Genomic DNA, 15,888 nt, shown 5'->3' with positions numbered 1-15,888 from the left:
GCTGGCGCTGCGGCCGGCTCATACGCCCGCCGTGGCCACACCGGACAACCTTGCACGGCCAAGCCAAGGGCGCGCCGCTGCACCAGGAGTCATGATGATTCTGAAAACCCAAGTGAACCCCCGGTCACCCGAATTCGCCCAGTCCCAGGCGGCCATGCTGGCACAGGTCGACAACCTGCGTGTGCTGCTTGCCCAGGTAGCCCAGGGTGGCGGCGCCAAGGCTCAGGAGCGGCACACCTCGCGAGGCAAACTGCTGCCGCGCGAGCGAATCGAACGTCTGCTCGATGCCGGTTCCGCCTTTCTTGAAATCGGCCAGTTGGCTGCACACCAGGTCTACGGCGAAGACGTTCCGGCAGCCGGCCTGATCGCCGGGATCGGGCGCGTGGAAGGCGTGGAATGCATGATCGTGGCCAACGACGCGACGGTCAAAGGTGGCTCTTACTACCCGCTGACGGTGAAAAAGCACCTGCGGGCGCAGACCATTGCCTTGCAGAACCGTCTGCCGTGCATCTACCTGGTCGATTCTGGCGGCGCCAACTTGCCGCGCCAGGACGAGGTGTTTCCCGACCGTGAGCACTTCGGGCGGATTTTCTTCAACCAGGCCAACATGAGCGCACTGGGCATCGCCCAGATCGCCGTGGTGATGGGGTCATGCACCGCAGGCGGCGCCTACGTGCCGGCAATGGCGGACGAGGCGATCATGGTGCGTCAACAGGCCACCATCTTCCTGGCCGGCCCACCGCTGGTGAAGGCGGCCACAGGCGAGGTGGTGAGCGCCGAGGCGCTAGGCGGCGCCGATGTGCATTGCCGCACCAGCGGTGTAGCCGACCATTACGCCGAGAACGACGAGCATGCCCTGGCGCTGGCCAGGCGCTGCGTGGCCAATCTCAACTGGCGCAAGCTCGGTGCCCTGCAATGCAAGCCGCCGGTTGCGCCCTTGTATGCGGCGCAGGAGCTATATGGCGTGATTCCGGCTGACGCCAAGCAGCCTTTCGATGTGCGTGAAGTCATCGCACGGCTGGTCGATGGCTCGGTGTTCGATGAATTCAAAGCCTTGTTCGGGACCACGCTGGTGTGCGGCTTCGCCCACCTGCACGGCTACCCGATCGCCATCCTGGCCAACAACGGCATCCTGTTTGCCGAGGCTGCGCAAAAAGGCGCGCACTTCATCGAGCTGGCTTGCCAGCGCGGTATCCCGCTGCTGTTCCTGCAGAACATCACGGGGTTCATGGTGGGCAAGAAGTACGAAGAAGGCGGCATCGCCAAGCATGGCGCCAAGTTGGTCACGGCCGTGGCCTGCGCGCAGGTACCCAAGTTCACGGTCATCATTGGCGGCAGTTTCGGTGCCGGCAACTACGGCATGTGCGGACGCGCCTACGACCCGCGCTTTCTCTGGATGTGGCCCAATGCGCGCATCGGGGTGATGGGCGCCGAACAGGCTGCCGGCGTGCTGGTGCAGGTCAAGCGCGAGCAGAGCGAGCGCAGCGGCGAGCCGTTTGGCGCCGAGGATGAGGCCAGGCTCAGGCAGCCGATCCTCGATCAGTACGAGCATCAGGGCCACCCCTACTACTCCAGCGCCCGCCTATGGGACGACGGCGTCATCGACCCAGCGCAGACCCGCGATGTGCTGGCCCTGGCCTTGTCTGCGGCGCTGAACGCACCGATCGAACCGAGCCGCTTCGGCATATTCAGGATGTGACCCCATGAGCGATTTCACTACGGTAGAGGTGAGCCACGATCCACGTGGCTTCGCCACCTTGTGGCTCAGCCACGAGGACAAGCACAACGCCTTCAATGCCTTGATGATCCGCGAGCTGAACATTGCCCTGGGGCAGCTTGCCGACGACGCGGGCGTACGCTTCGTGTTGCTGCGCGGGCGGGGACGGCATTTCAGTGCCGGCGCCGACCTTGCGTGGATGCAGCAGTCGGCGCAGCTGGACTTCAACACCAACCTGGATGACGCACGCGAGCTGGGCGAGTTGATGTATGCACTGCACCGCATCAAGGTGCCGACCCTGGCAGTGGTCCAGGGCGCCGCATTCGGCGGCGCCCTGGGCCTGATCAGTTGCTGTGACATGGCCATCGGTGCCGAAGACGCCCAGCTGTGCCTGTCGGAAGTGCGCATCGGCCTGGCACCGGCGGTGATCAGTCCCTTCGTGGTCAAGGCCATCGGCGAGCGCGCCGCCCGCCGTTATGCACTCACGGCAGAGCGCTTCAGCGGGTTGCAGGCCCAGGCCCTTGGGTTGTTGGCCGAGGTGTACCCGGCTAGCCAGTTGGAGGCCAGCGTGAACCAGTGGGTTGAAACCCTTCTGGCCAATAGCCCCCAGGCAATGCGCGCGACCAAGGAGCTGTTGCGCGAGGTCGACGGCGGCACCCTCAGCCCTGGCCTGCGTCGTTATTGTGAGAACGCCATCGCGCGAATCCGCGTAAGCGCCGAGGGCCAGGAAGGCCTTCGTGCGTTTCTGGAAAAACGCCAACCTGCCTGGCAGGCCGATGCAAACAAGGAGCCACGCCCATGAACCGCCCGCCATTGACAACGTTGCTGGTGGCCAACCGTGGTGAAATCGCCTGCCGGGTGATGCGCACCGCCAAGGCCATGGGCCTGACCACGGTGGCGGTGCACAGCGCCATCGACCGTAATGCCCGCCACAGCCGGCAAGCCGATGTGTGCGTTGACCTGGGCGGTAACAAGGCGGCAGACAGTTACCTGCAGATCGACAAGCTGGTGGCGGCGGCCAAGGCAAGCGGTGCCCAGGCCATTCACCCGGGCTATGGCTTTCTTTCGGAAAACGCAGATTTTGCCCGCGCAGTCGAAGCCGCTGGCTTGATGTTCCTGGGCCCACCTGCGTCGGCCATCGACGCCATGGGCAGCAAGTCGGCCGCCAAGGCCTTGATGGAGTCCGCAGGCGTGCCGCTGGTGCCGGGCTATCACGGCCAGGCCCAGGACCTGGACACCTTCAAGCAAGCCGCCCGGCACGTCGGCTACCCGGTCCTGCTCAAGGCCAGCGCCGGTGGTGGCGGCAAGGGCATGAAGGTGGTCGAGGACGAAAGCCAGTTGGCCGATGCCCTGGCGTCGGCGCAACGTGAAGCCCTGTCATCCTTTGGCGATGCGCGGATGCTGGTGGAAAAGTACGTATTGAAGCCGCGCCATGTGGAGATCCAGATTTTTGCCGATCGCCATGGCCACTGCCTGTACCTCAACGAACGGGATTGCTCGATCCAGCGGCGTCACCAGAAGGTGGTCGAGGAAGCCCCTGCCCCGGGCCTTTCGGCAGACCTGCGCCGCGCCATGGGCGAGGCGGCAGTACGCGCGGCGCAGGCCATCGGCTATGTCGGCGCTGGCACCGTGGAATTTCTGCTGGACGCCCGTGGCCAGTTCTTCTTCATGGAAATGAACACGCGCCTGCAGGTGGAGCACCCCGTCACCGAGGCCATCACCGGCCTGGACCTGGTGGCCTGGCAGATTCGCGTGGCCTGCGGTGAACCCCTGCCCATCACCCAGGACCAGGTACCGCTCAACGGCCATGCCATCGAAGTGCGGCTGTACGCCGAAGATCCGGCCAATGACTTCTTGCCGGCCACCGGCACCCTGACGCTTTACCGAGAACCGGCTTGCGGCCCAGGCCGGCGCGTGGACAGCGGTGTGAGCGAAGGCGATGCGGTGTCGCCCTTCTACGACCCGATGCTGGGCAAACTGATCGCCTGGGGCGAAGACCGGGAGCAGGCCCGCCTGCGCTTGCTGGCCATGCTGGATGAGTTCGCGGTAGGCGGCGTCAAGACCAACATCGCCTTCCTGCGACGTATCCTGGCCCACCCTGGGTTTGCAGCAGCCGAGCTGGATACCGGCTTCATCCCGCGTCATCAGGAAACGCTTTTGCCCGCCGCGCAGGCATTGTCGGCCGAGGGCTGGGAGGCTGCAGCCCAGGCGTGGTTGCTGAGCGAACCTGCCCGCGCACGCGTGGACGACCCACACTCCCCATGGGCCCGACAAGACGGGCTGCGCTTGGGGGCTGGAACTTCGCTGAATGTGCATCTGACCCACAATGGGCATGACCAGGCCGTTACGCTCAACCAGAAGACCCAAGGCATCTGGAGCCTGCAAGGGGATTGGCTGATGCGAGAGCAGGCAGGCCTGCGCACCCGCCACCTGGCCATTCGCAAAGGTGCCAGCCTGTATCTGCACTGGGATGGAGAACTCCACAGCCTCGAAGCATTCGACCCGCTCGCTCAGGCAGCCATCGACCTTGCCCATCAAGGCGGCCTGACCGCCCCCATGAACGGCAGCATCGTGCGGGTACTGGTCGAGGTGGGTCAGGCGGTAGAGGCAGGTGCCCCGCTGGTGGTGCTGGAGGCCATGAAGATGGAGCACAGCATTCGGGCCCCCAAGGCCACCACGGTCAAAGCCTTGCTGTGCCAGGAAGGCGACATGGTCAGCGAGGGGGCAGCGCTGGTCGAACTGGAACCGTGAAGGCCGCGGGGTCGCGGTGCCTGACGGCCTGCGGCCCTTGCCTCACCGCACGGGCCACGTGGCCTCAGAACGCACCGTGTACCCGCACTACCACGCCCAGGAACTCACAGCCGGTTTCGCAGAGCACCGTGGGGTAACGGGTGTTCAACGGCTTGAGCATCTTGTCGCCGCCTTCTTCGACCAATTGGCGGAGCACGGGGGCTTTGCCAGGCTGGCGTGCGATCACCAACCTGCCGGGCTCCACGGGCAACCCGGTATCGACCAGCACGCGCATGCCTTCGGGCACGCTCTTGCCGCTGGCAGCGTTCATCGAGTCGTTTTCCACGGCAAGCCAGAACGCATTGCCGGCAGGCATGTAGTCGGTCTGCTCGTGCACTTCACTGGTTTCAGGCAACGGGCCCTGCAAGTCCGCCCACTTGAGCACCGGAAAGCGAAAGCTCGCATAGAGCAGGGCCTGTGCGGAAACAGGCGGCTGAGCACCGTAGCGGCCAGGTGTTTCGCGCATCAGGTCGCGCTCGACCACCATGACCTGCGCCTCCAGAAAGACCAGGCCGAGCTTTTCCAGTTTTTCGTTGATGGTCTCCAACGTGGGACGACGGGTGCCGCGAAGCCAGTGCCCTACCCCACCTTGCGTCATGCCCAGGCGCTCGGCCAGTTTCAACTGGCTGAGGTTGTGTTCGCGCTTGTAGCGCTTGAGAAATGCATTCCAATTTTCCATGAGCGGCAACAATACGGACTGTATTGGAAGCAGCAATACACAATCTGAATTATTTATTTGGCGCTAGAAAATACAAATTGACCTATGCTCTGAGTTCATTGTGTTTGACGAGAACCTGGAAGGTATCGCAAAGAAACATCCGAAAAACGACGAAACAGATCTCGACAGCGAAGCCGCCCGCCGCGCGCTGGATTATTACCTAAACCCCAACCCGCCCCGCCCTACGCCCGAGAACAGGATTTGGACGCTTCACGAAGGCGTCACACGTGATCAAGCACAGGAGCATGCCATTGCCCTGCTGCGCTGTGCGGCAGCAACCGCCCAGGAAACCGCCACCCACCAGCACGGTGGCCAGCGAGAGCTGCTGTTTGCCTTGATGCACATGATGGACATGGCTCGCGCGCTGCTGGAACACCAGCGCACGGCAGACCCCGCCGCTTGAGGCAGGTTGCCGTGAATGAGAGGGAACGCAGTAGGCGCTTGGCGTGTAAAGCCAAGGCCCCGCTTTGGGGGACAAGGAAGCGCAGCGGTAGATTTTCTACCGTCGTGAATAAAAAATCATTTGACTGGCAAATGATAACGATTATTATTGCACTCAGCTGATCGCGAGATCAGCTGGATAAACCGGAGCTTAGGTCGCTCTCGGATTATCTCCTCATCAGGCTAATCACGGTTTTTGACCCAGCTTTTTGCTGGGTCTTTTTTTTGGCTCTTCAGGCTAATGAAGATCGTGATGGCGGCGATGTTAGCAAAAGTGTTTCCGGGGGTGAACGGCCATTACAAAAGTTTGCCGATTCAGCACTTGAGAATCAATCTCGTTAAGCCTAAGCTCGGCTTCTACGGATGTCCCCATCTGCTCTCTAGCAAGGAACTGCTCATGACCCGCATGCTCTTGCGCCTCCATACGCCTCTGCCCGAGCACGCTGCCGATAGCGATGCTGCCCTGTTGCTCGCACTCAAGCGCCTGCCACGCGCTGCGCAACAAGTGTTTCTGCTAAGCCGTCTCGATCAGCTGGCCCAGGCCAGGGTCGCCACACGTCTAGGCTTGCCCCTACGCAGTGTCGAGCGTCTCATGGTCCAGGCGTTGCTCGCCGGTCAGCCCCGCCCCGATGGCCCGACGAGCCAGGCAGCTCGGTGGTATGTGCGTTTGCAGAGCCCGGACGTCACCGCCTGCGAGCGTATCGACTTTCGTCGCTGGCTGGACGCCTCGCCCAACCACTTGCAGGCGTTCCACGCTACCGAACTGCGCTGGCGCAGCCTGTACGCGCCTGCACTGGCCCTGGGCCGCGATGGCTGGTATCGCAAGGGTCGCGCTGCCCTGTCGTTGTGTGGATGTTCGATTGCCGCCGCGCTGGGCATGGCCGTATTGATCTTGCTGGGGCTGTGGACGTGAAACGAAACCAACGCCCGCTCAAGCCTGCGCTTTGAGCGCCTTACCACAGCGCAATGTCGTACGTCAGGTACAACCGATTGCTGTCGCGGCCCCGGGCAAAGTCCGAGCGGTACACATAGTTGCGCAGCTTGACACCAAGCCCTTTGGCGGGGCCTGATTGCACCACGTACGCAAGCTCTGCGTCGCGCTCCCATTCGCTCAGGCCCGCCGCGCCAGAACGGCCGTTATCGCCGCTCAGGTAGCGGGTCATGAAGGTCAACCCCGGCACCCCGGCAGCGGCGAAATTGTAGACATAGCTCGCCATCCAGGTCTTTTCATCTTCTTCGATGAACTTGCCGATGCCCACGTTGCTGAATGAATACACCGTCGCGCCGCTGATGTATGGCAGTCCCGCTTTGCCATTGAGCTGCTGATAGCCTGCGCCGAACGTGTGACCGGAATGCGTGTAGGCGATTTGACCGCTGAGCATGTCATTGTCGATCGGGCCACCGTAGGCCGCGCCGGTGCTTTTGCTTTTGAAGTAACGCAGGTCCGTGGTCAGTACACCGCCAGCCAGCGCATGGTCGTGAACCAAGCCGGCGAAGTCCTGACGGTAGAAGTGCTCGAGCTGGCCGTGGTAGTAGCTCAGGCGCAGCTGTTTGCTGAAGGTGTAGTCGGCGCCGGCAAAGCTGAAGTCTCCGGCTTCGCCGCCACTGTAGCCGTCCAGGTACAGGCCGGTGCTGTTGGATGAATCGCGCTGCTTGAAACGGGTCAAATGCCCGGCCGTGAGGGTCAGGTTATCGAGTGCGGTACTGGTGAGCTGCGTGCCTTGGTAGGTTTGCGGCATCAAGCGAGCATCGTTATGCACCAGCACTGGTAACTTCGGCAACAGGGTGCCATGCCTGACGAGGCTCTGCCCAACACGCGCCTTGACCGTAACGCCGGCACTGGCGAACGTGTCGGCGGCCCGGCCATCGTCATGCACAGGCAAAAGGCCCGTGCCACTGCGGCCACGCCCCGAATCCAGGCGCACGCCCAACAGGCCCAGTGCATCGAGCCCCAGACCCAGGGTACCGGGGGTGTAACCCGACTGGTAATCGAGCAAGAAGCCCTGCGCCCACTCGGTACGCTCGCTCTTGGCAGTGGCTGCGGCGCGGGGGCTCATACCCTGTTCGTCGCGAAAGTTCTCGTTGAAATAGACGTTGCGCAGTTGCAGCTTGAGCTTGCTGTCTTCAATGAAATCGGTAGCGCCGGCCACAGGCAGGCAGCCGCAGAGCAGGCCACAGGCGGCCCCTCGCGCGAGGGTCAAGGACATGATCGGTACTCTATTGTTGTTTTTAGGGTGTAAGCGATGGCGGGCGCCTGGGGGCGCCCGCACCGTTCAGACGAAGAACGACAGCGCGCCGGTCAACACCGCCAATGCAGTGATGACCAGCGAAGTGAGCACTGCCCACTTCACCGTGGCTTTCTGGAAGTCGCCGATGTCCTTGTCGACCATGCCCACCAGCAGCAGGGTCGAGGCGACCAACGGGCTCATCAAGTGCACCGGCTGGCCCAGCACCGAGGCGCGGGCGATCTCCACCGGGTCGATGCCATAGGCGGCGGCTGCATTGGCCAGGATCGGCACCACGCCGAAATAATAGGCATCGTTGGACAGCACGAAGGTAAGCGGCATGCTGGTCAGCGCCACCACCAGCGGGAACCAGTGGCTCCAGGCTTCCGGGATCCAGTCCACGAGGGTTTGCGCCAGGGCATCGACCATCTTGGTGCCCGAGAAGATACCGGCGAAGATACCGGCGGCGAACACCAGCAGCACCACGGTCATGGCGTTGCCCGAATGGGCCAGAATACGTTCCTTCTGCAGTTCCAGCTGCGGGTAGTTGATCATCAGCGCAGCAACGAAACCGATCATGAACAGGATCGCCGCGTGCATCAGGCCCAGCACCAGCGCGGTCATGACCACGATGACCAGCACCAGGTTCACATAGGCCAGACGCGGGCGCTTGTGGGGCGTATCACCCAGGATTTCCTTGATGTAGCAGTTGCCGCCGCCGGACTCCAGGGCCACGTTGCCAATGCGGCGTCGTTCGGCACGGCCCAGCAGGTAGGCGGTGAACACCACCCAGGCGGCCCCGCCGATCACCGTGGGCAGCATGGGAATGAAATAGTCGGTGGCATCGAGCCCAAGTGCTGCGATGGCGCGGGTGGCAGGCCCGCCCCAGGGGCTCATGCCACTCATGATGCTCAGCGACAGCATTGACACCGTTGCCAGGATCATCGGGTTCATGCCGATGCGCTTGTACAAGGGCAGCATGGCCGCGCAGGTGATCATGTAGGTGGTGGTTCCGTCGCCGTCCAGCGCCACCAGCAGCGACAGCAATGCAGTGCCAATGGCGATCTTGATGGGGTCGCCGTTGACGCGCTTGAGAATCTTGCGGATCAGAGGGTCGAACACGCCGGCATCGATCATCAAGCCGAAAAACAGGATGGCGAACAGCAGCAAGGCGGCCGACGGGGCTACCATTTTCAGCCCATCGAGCATCATCTTGCCAAGGTCAGGTGCAAAGCCTCCCACCAGTGCGAAGACGATGGGCACGACCGTCAAGGCGACGATCGGGGACAAGCGTTTGCTCATGATCAGGTAGGTGAACGTCACCACCATGATCAGGCCCAGGAGTGCGAGCATGGCTTTTTCTCTCTTGTTTTTATCCGGTTTGGGCCGTCGATGACGCAGACGAGCCCCCTACCCGCGCGCGTTCCTGCGCGCGGGTTGCAGCGTTTTGAGGTCAGGGTGTTGCGGACGTCTTATCCGTGATGGCTTGGTTTGGCGACCCAGGTGGCGTCAGGGCCCACCGCGGCGGGTGCCGGCTCGACCACAGGCTCGCCGTTGAGGCGGCTGAGCAGTATCTGCTTGTCACACGCGTTTTCGGAAATCGACACCACTACGGTGGCCACGGCGTTGCTGGCAAGGCTCGTGAGGGCGCGAGCCTCTGACATGAAGCGGTCGATGCCGATCAGCAGGGCCAAGCCTGCCAACGGGATGTCGTGGATGACTGTCAGGGTCGAGGCCAAGGCCACGAAGCCGCTACCGGTCACGCCCGCTGCGCCTTTTGACGACAGCAGCATGATCGCCAGCATGGTCACCACCTGGCCCAGGCTCAGGTCGATGTTGCAGGCCTGGGCAATGAACACGGCGGCCAAGGACAGGTAGATCGCCGTACCGTCGAGGTTGAACGAGTAGCCGGTAGGCAGTACCAGGCCGACGACCCCTTTCTTGCAGCCAAGCTTTTCCAGCTTCTCCAGCATGCGCGGCAACACAGGTTCCGTGGAAGAAGTGCCCAGCACCACCAGGAACTCTTCGCGGAAATAGCGCAGCAGCTTCCACAGGCTGAAACCATGGGCGCGGCAGATGCCGCCCAGCACGACCAGGACGAAGAACGCACAGGCAATGTAGAGCGTACCGATCAGCTTGGCGAGCGACCCCAGCGAGGTGACGCCGTACTGCCCGACCGTGAACGCCAGGGCACCGAACGCACCGACCGGTGCGAAACGCATGAGGTAGCCGAAGATGCGGAACACCATGGCCGAGGCCGCTTCCAGTACGTCCAGCACCGGTTTGCCCTTCTCGCCCATGGACGACAGCGCGAAACCGCTGAGCACGGCAATGAACAGCACGGGGAGCACTTCACCCTTGTTGAACGCCCCCATGAAGGTGTCCGGGATGATGTGCATGAAAAAGTCCACCACGCCCAGTTTGGCGGCCGAGGCGGTGAACTGGGTCAAGCCTTCGGTGCTCAGGGTGGCCGGGTCGATGTTCATGCCGACCCCTGGCTTGAACAGGTACACCGCAGCCAAGCCGATGATCAGGCTGACAATGGTCAGCCCCAGGAAAAGCAATAGTGTCTTGCTCATCAGGCGCCCGAGCGAGCGCTTGTCGGTCATGCCGGCTATACCGGTGACGATGGTGCAGAACACCACGGGCGCGATCATCATCTTGACCAGCTTGATGAAGGCATCGCCCAAGGGCTTGAGCGCAACGGCCTGTTGCGCCCAGAAGTGACCGACCACTACGCCCAGCACGACGGCGCAGAGGATCTGGAAGTACAGCGATTTGGCAAGTTTCATGAGGCATCACCCATTGTTCATATTGTGCGGATGCGCTTGTTGCAAGGTACAGCGGTCGACCCTTGAGGTGGCTAGCCAGCCAACCTGCGCAAGGTAGGCGCGTAGACGAACCCTGAAAAGAGCCGCCGGGCAGTACGTACTACAGAGGCTTGCAGGGTCTTGCCATCAGCGCCGCTGCGTGACAACGCGACGTCGATGCCACCACTTGGATGCTCAAGACGAACCTGGCTCAGGTCCAGGGCTTGTTCGCCCAGCAGATCCACAATGACGCTGCCGGGGCTGACACAGGCAGTGGCCAGCCCCACAGCACCGGTGATCGCCAGGGCACGGTGGCAATTGTGCGGCATGAAGTAGCGCACCTGAAGCGTGCCGTCGTAGCGCGGCTTGGACACCAGCACCGGCTTGGGGATCACCATGCCGCTGACATCGCCAAGGCCCATGGCCTTGCCGGCTTTGAGGCGCAGGGCTTCCAGACGCTTGAGCAGAGGGCCGTTGGCGTCGAGCTCGTCCGGCGTTTCGGCGCCGGTCATGCCCAGGTCACTGGCCTGGATGACCATCATGGGCATGGCCATGTCGATACAGGTCATGGGCACGCCATCGATCACATCCTTGGCTTGCCCAGTGGGGAACAGCTTGCCGGTCTTGCTGCCAACCGCATCGAGGAAGGTCAGGTGCACCGGCGCGGCAGTGCCGGGCACGCCATCGATGGCGGTACGCCCTTCATAGCGCACGATGCCACCCGGGGTTTCCACCAGCGAGTTGACGAAGGTGCCCGTGTTCAGGTTACGAATGCGCACCAGGGTCTTGCCTTCCTGGCCCTTGACCAGCCCTTGCTCGATGGCGAAAGGACCGACCGCGCACAGCATGTTGCCGCAGTTGGGCGCAGTGTCCACGCGGCGCTGGGCGACCATCACCTGCACGAACAGGTAATCGACGTCGGCGTCGGCATGCAGCGACGGGCTGATGATCGCGACCTTGCTGGTCTGCGGGCTGCCGCCACCGATACCGTCGATCTCCAGCTCATGGCCGGACCCCATCAGGTCGATGAGCAATTCATCGCGTTCGACCACATTGGCAGGCAAGTCCCAGGCATGAAAGAACGGCCCTTTTGAGGTGCCGCCGCGCATGAGTACGCAAGGAATTCGTTGCATGATTTCGCACTCTTATTGATCAATGGACATCATTGATGCCGTGAGCAAAAGAGTGACAGGGATGGATAAATCATTCCAATGCAAATATCGTAGCGATTATTCCGTTTTACAACATAATAAAAATCGACTTCGACCTGAGGTGAATCGTGGAATATGAGCTTCAAGACATACGATCTTTCGTGAAAATCGCCGAACTCGGCAGCTTCCACGAGGCCGCCGAAGTGCTGCATCTCTCGCAGCCGGCATTGAGCCGGCGGATCAAGAAGCTGGAGGAAGGGTTAGGCACCTCGCTGTTGGAGCGCACCACCCGCCGCGTCAGCCTGACCAGTGTGGGCCGCGATTTTCTGCCCAAGGCCAGGCGCCTGCTGGACGACTTCGAGGATTCGATTCTCAGCATCCGAGAGCTGGCCGAACGCCAGACCGGGCAGGTAACGCTGGCCTGTATCCCGACTGCAGCGTTCTATTTCTTGCCGTCGGTGATCCGCGACTACAACGACCAGTACCCCAAGATCCGCATTCGCCTGTTGGACCTGAGCGCCAATGACGGCCTGGAGGCCGTGCTGCGCGGGGAAGCCGATTTTGGCATCAACATGATGAGCGGCCAGCATCCGGACATCGAGTTCGTGTCCTTGGTGCAAGAGCACTTCGTGCTGGCCTGCCGGCGCGATCACCCATTGGCCAACCGCCATGCAGTGACCTGGACCGAGCTTGCCGACTATCGCTTGATCGGTGTCGGCCGATTGAGCGGCAACCGCATGTTGCTCGACCACGCTCTGGCCGGGCTGAATCTGCGGCCCAAATGGTTCTACGAAGTGCAGCACCTGTCCACGTCCCTGGGCATGGTCGAGGCCGGGCTTGGCGTATCGGCCATGCCTAGCCTGGCCATGCCCAGTGCAGACCACCCTACCCTGGTAAGCGTGCCGTTGATTGAGCCGCAAGTCACCCGCACCTTGGGCCTGGTCTACCGCCGCGGCGCCTCGCTGTCGCCGGCAGCGGAGAAGTTCGTGTCGATCCTGCTGGAGAAATGGCCGAACCGCTGAGCATGAAACATTATTAACGCCGGTTAATTCAGCGCTGGGCCCGCCTGCCAATAAGCTATGCGTTTTATTCGGAGTTTTCCCATGCTCAAGACGTTGTCCTGCACGGCACTGCTGGTCGCCACCTTTGCCTGCTCTGCCGCAGAGCCCACCCCTGACCAGGCCCCCACGCTGACCGTGCTCAGCTCCGGCGGCATCATGGGCGCCATCCGCAACGTTGCACCGGCTTATGAACACACCTACGGGGTCAAGCTCAACGTGCTCGCCGCGCCATCGATGGGCCAGACCCCGCAAGCCATCCCGAATCGGCTGCAACGGGGCGAGCCGGCCGATGTGGTGCTGATGGTGGGCTCGGCGTTGGACAAGTTGGTCACCGACGGCAAGGCCGACAAGGCCAGCCGCATCGACCTGGGCAAGTCGTTCATTGCCATGGCCGTACGCAAAGGTGAGCCCAAGCCGGCTATCGGCACAATGGGTGAGTTGCGTCAGGTGCTGCTCGATAGCCCCTCGGTTGCCTACTCCGACAGCGCCAGCGGGGTGTACCTGTCCAAAACCTTGTTCCCGAGCATGAACCTGGGCGAAGGGTTCACCCACAAAGCCCACATGATCCCTGCCGAGCCCGTCGGCAAGGTGGTCGCACGCGGCCAGGCAGCCATCGGGTTCCAGCAACTGAGCGAGCTCAAGCCGGTGGCCGGCATCGACATCGTGGGGCTGATCCCGGCCGAGGGGCAAAAGATGACGATGTATTCGGGTGCGGTGGTTGCCAACAGCCAGCACCGGGCGGCGGCCCAGGCGCTGCTTGACTACATGGCCTCTGCCCAGGCGGACGCCGCCATCGAGAAAAGCGGCCTGACCCCGCTGCCGCACTCGGCCCACTAAACTTCAACCCTCGCCCAGGCACGTTGATCGAAGGCGTGCCCTGCCGGCGTACCGCAGCGTCTGAGACCCATCCTTCCTCGTTCCCAAGGCCGTCGCGATGCAAGACATGCTGCAAGAGATCCTCGACCAGGTGCGCCCACTGCTCAGCCAGGGTCAGGTCGCGCAATACATCCCCGCCCTGGCCCAGGTCGACCCCAACCAGCTGGGTATCGCAGTGCACAGCCTTGACGGCCAGCTGCACTGCGCTGGCGATGCCTATACGCCCTTTTCCATCCAGAGCATTTCCAAGGTATTCAGCCTGGTCCAGGCGATCAACCATAGCGGCGAGGACATCTGGTCACGCCTGGGTTACGAGCCTTCGGGGCAGGCCTTCAACTCGCTGGTGCAGCTGGAGGTGGAAAAGGGTCGCCCGCGCAACCCGTTCATCAATGCTGGCGCACTGGTGATCTGCGACATCAACCAGTCACGCTTCGCCACCCCTGCCCTGTCGATGCGCGACTTCGTTCGCCGCCTGGCTGGCAACCCGCGCATCGTCAGCGACACGGTGGTGGCCGAGTCCGAATACCAGCACCGCGCACGCAATGCCGCCATGGCCTGGCTGATGACCGCGTTTGGCAACTTTCATAACGACGTGGACGCGGTGCTGAGCAGCTACTTCCATCACTGCGCGCTGTCGATGAACTGCGTCGACGTAGCGCGGGGCTTTGCGTTTCTGGCCAACAGCGGCTATTGCCCGCACAGCGGTGAACACGTGCTCAGCGCACGTCAGGCCCAGCAGGTGAACGCCATCATGGCTACCAGCGGCTTGTACGACGAAGCCGGCAATTTCGCCTATCGTGTGGGCCTGCCGGGCAAGAGTGGCGTTGGCGGCGGCATCGTGGCAGTGGTCCCCGGGCGGTACAGCATTTGCGTCTGGTCCCCAGCGCTTAACGCTTCTGGCAATTCGCTGGCAGGTATTCGCGCATTGGAATTGCTGAGCGAGCGCATTACGGGGTCGGTTTTTTCGGCGGTACCGTGAGGGCCATTTCCTACACGTCGGAACCCTTATCAGACGTGCAAACCCCTTGTTTACAGTCAAGTACGATCGTCCTAAGTCAGATCCAGATGCACATACAGGCCCTCAGGGAGAGCAGCCATGAGCATCAACAGCAAAAGACGACGTGACCTGAAAAAGGCCAAGAGAAAGCCTGCTAGCGGCGGCGGTAGCGGTCTGCAGCCGCGAGCCCTCTACCAGCTGAAGAGCTTTCGCAAAGCGTACATCAAGAGCTGGGGCATCAACTCCGAAGGTCACTTGGCCCAGGGCCACTACTCCTGGATGGCCGAACGCGTGAAGGGCTTCCCACGTACCCTGGAGATTGGCTGTGGCGTCGGCCATTCCACGCTGGCGCTGCTGCAACAGGGGCATACCGTCGTGTGCGTGGAAGAGAACCCCCAGTGCATTGCGGCGACGCGCAAGCGGCTCGCCGACGAGGGCTTCTGCGTCGAAGTCATTGCCAGGGAAACGCCGGTTAGCCTCGATGAAAACGCTTATCGGCTGATCTACAGCGAAATCCCAGAAGCGCCCGAAGCGGACTGTTTGCTCATCGAGGGCGATGCCCTGAACGACCCCGCCCTGGAAGCATGGCTCGAACGTCAGCCCAAGTTCGACGCCGTCGCGTGCTGGTTGCTCGGTACCCATGATGCACGTGGGCACAACGCCGCGGTCGATCTGGCGCTGATGCCCACACCCTATGAACATCGGATCTTCGTGCAGAACAGGGTCTACGAGATCGCTGATCGCATTCTTCGTTCTGGCGGCGTGCTGTCAGTGATTGACCGGGCTCAGACGCCGACCACACAGGATATGGTCGACAAATTGCTGCAGCACCATCGCGAGCAGGCCAGCGTGACGTCCCTGGTGGTGCAACCCGTGGAACATACGCCGCACGTCGAGTCTGAGCAGCAAGGCGCCATGCGTATGATGACCACTAACCCCCTCGATGCTGCAATGGCATTCACGCCTGACGACCCGCCTACGATGTCGCTATGCTCGACGACGTCCGTCAAGCCATGAGACAGGCGGCTCGTATCCAGGCCAGGTGTTCGGGTATGGATTGATCTGCACAGGAAAAAAGTAGGGTGTGAAAGAACTGGACCAG

14 protein-coding genes are annotated in these 15,888 nt (G+C 62.3%); 9 read left to right on the top strand and 5 right to left on the bottom strand.

Going from position 1 to position 15,888, the window contains the following annotated elements; all coding sequences use genetic code 11:
• Positions 1–91: 91 nt before the first annotated feature.
• The 3 genes from FS777_RS07085 to FS777_RS07075 are packed head-to-tail and all read left to right on the top strand — an operon-like array spanning position 92 to position 4,468.
• Positions 92–1,699 carry a carboxyl transferase domain-containing protein gene (locus FS777_RS07085; protein WP_058639569.1) on the top strand — a complete coding sequence of 536 codons (1,608 nt, stop codon included), beginning with the start codon at positions 92–94 and terminating at the stop codon, positions 1,697–1,699.
• 4 nt (positions 1,700–1,703) lie between these two features.
• Positions 1,704–2,519 (top strand): gamma-carboxygeranoyl-CoA hydratase, encoded by an 816-nt coding sequence (locus FS777_RS07080; RefSeq protein WP_145254705.1) that lies wholly within the window; start codon positions 1,704–1,706, stop codon positions 2,517–2,519.
• A complete protein-coding gene (locus FS777_RS07075) occupies positions 2,516–4,468 on the top strand; it encodes an acetyl/propionyl/methylcrotonyl-CoA carboxylase subunit alpha (RefSeq protein WP_145254702.1) in 1,953 nt (650 codons plus the stop codon). Before FS777_RS07080 ends, FS777_RS07075 begins: the two co-directional genes overlap by 4 nt.
• 64 nt (positions 4,469–4,532) lie before the next feature.
• Here the strand turns inward: FS777_RS07075 and FS777_RS07070 are convergent, their stop codons facing one another.
• On the bottom strand, positions 4,533–5,186 hold the full coding sequence (locus FS777_RS07070; RefSeq protein ID WP_058639566.1) for a LexA family transcriptional regulator: 654 nt from the start codon (positions 5,184–5,186) through the stop codon (positions 4,533–4,535).
• A 100-nt stretch (positions 5,187–5,286) separates the two neighbouring features.
• On the opposite strand from FS777_RS07070, the gene FS777_RS07065 reads away from it, so the two are divergent.
• Positions 5,287–5,628 (top strand): DUF6124 family protein, encoded by a 342-nt coding sequence (locus FS777_RS07065; RefSeq protein ID WP_256675158.1) that lies wholly within the window; start codon positions 5,287–5,289, stop codon positions 5,626–5,628.
• Positions 5,629–6,063: 435 nt separating this feature from the next.
• Positions 6,064–6,579 carry a DUF4880 domain-containing protein gene (locus tag FS777_RS07060; protein WP_145254699.1) on the top strand — a complete coding sequence of 172 codons (516 nt, stop codon included), beginning with the start codon at positions 6,064–6,066 and terminating at the stop codon, positions 6,577–6,579.
• A 40-nt stretch (positions 6,580–6,619) separates the two neighbouring features.
• Here the strand turns inward: FS777_RS07060 and FS777_RS07055 are convergent, their stop codons facing one another.
• The 4 genes from FS777_RS07055 to FS777_RS07040 all read right to left on the bottom strand — a co-directional run bounded on the left by FS777_RS07055 (position 6,620) and on the right by FS777_RS07040 (position 11,834).
• Positions 6,620–7,873, bottom strand: a complete 1,254-nt coding sequence (locus tag FS777_RS07055) for an OprD family porin (RefSeq protein ID WP_078478322.1) — start codon at positions 7,871–7,873, stop codon at positions 6,620–6,622.
• Positions 7,874–7,939: 66 nt separating this feature from the next.
• Positions 7,940–9,244, bottom strand: coding sequence for a CitMHS family transporter (locus tag FS777_RS07050; protein ID WP_145254695.1), 1,305 nt, complete (start codon positions 9,242–9,244; stop codon positions 7,940–7,942).
• A 119-nt stretch (positions 9,245–9,363) separates the two neighbouring features.
• Positions 9,364–10,683, bottom strand: a complete 1,320-nt coding sequence (dctA, locus tag FS777_RS07045; protein ID WP_058639776.1) for a C4-dicarboxylate transporter DctA — start codon at positions 10,681–10,683, stop codon at positions 9,364–9,366.
• Positions 10,684–10,754: 71 nt separating this feature from the next.
• A complete protein-coding gene (locus FS777_RS07040; protein ID WP_078479404.1) occupies positions 10,755–11,834 on the bottom strand; it encodes a 4-oxalomesaconate tautomerase in 1,080 nt (359 codons plus the stop codon).
• Between the two features lie 146 nt (positions 11,835–11,980).
• Here FS777_RS07040 and FS777_RS07035 point away from each other — a divergent pair, with 146 nt between their 5' ends.
• The 4 genes from FS777_RS07035 (at position 11,981) to FS777_RS07020 (ending at position 15,803) form a co-directional block, all read left to right on the top strand.
• On the top strand, positions 11,981–12,874 hold the full coding sequence (locus FS777_RS07035; protein WP_145254692.1) for a LysR family transcriptional regulator: 894 nt from the start codon (positions 11,981–11,983) through the stop codon (positions 12,872–12,874).
• 81 nt (positions 12,875–12,955) lie between these two features.
• Entirely contained in the window at positions 12,956–13,750 is a 795-nt protein-coding gene (locus tag FS777_RS07030) for a substrate-binding domain-containing protein (RefSeq protein ID WP_145254689.1), read from the top strand.
• Positions 13,751–13,847: 97 nt separating this feature from the next.
• Positions 13,848–14,768 carry a glutaminase B gene (gene glsB, locus FS777_RS07025; RefSeq protein WP_058639778.1) on the top strand — a complete coding sequence of 307 codons (921 nt, stop codon included), beginning with the start codon at positions 13,848–13,850 and terminating at the stop codon, positions 14,766–14,768.
• A 117-nt stretch (positions 14,769–14,885) separates the two neighbouring features.
• Positions 14,886–15,803 (top strand): class I SAM-dependent methyltransferase, encoded by a 918-nt coding sequence (locus FS777_RS07020; RefSeq protein WP_058639779.1) that lies wholly within the window; start codon positions 14,886–14,888, stop codon positions 15,801–15,803.
• Positions 15,804–15,888 lie beyond the last annotated feature (85 nt).

The sequence above is a fragment of the Pseudomonas sp. DE0157 genome (assembly GCF_007678615.1).
Lineage (GTDB): Bacteria > Pseudomonadota > Gammaproteobacteria > Pseudomonadales > Pseudomonadaceae > Aquipseudomonas > Aquipseudomonas parafulva_B.
Note: the sequence above shows the minus strand (reverse complement) of the source record. Positions and strands in the feature narration are given on the sequence as shown.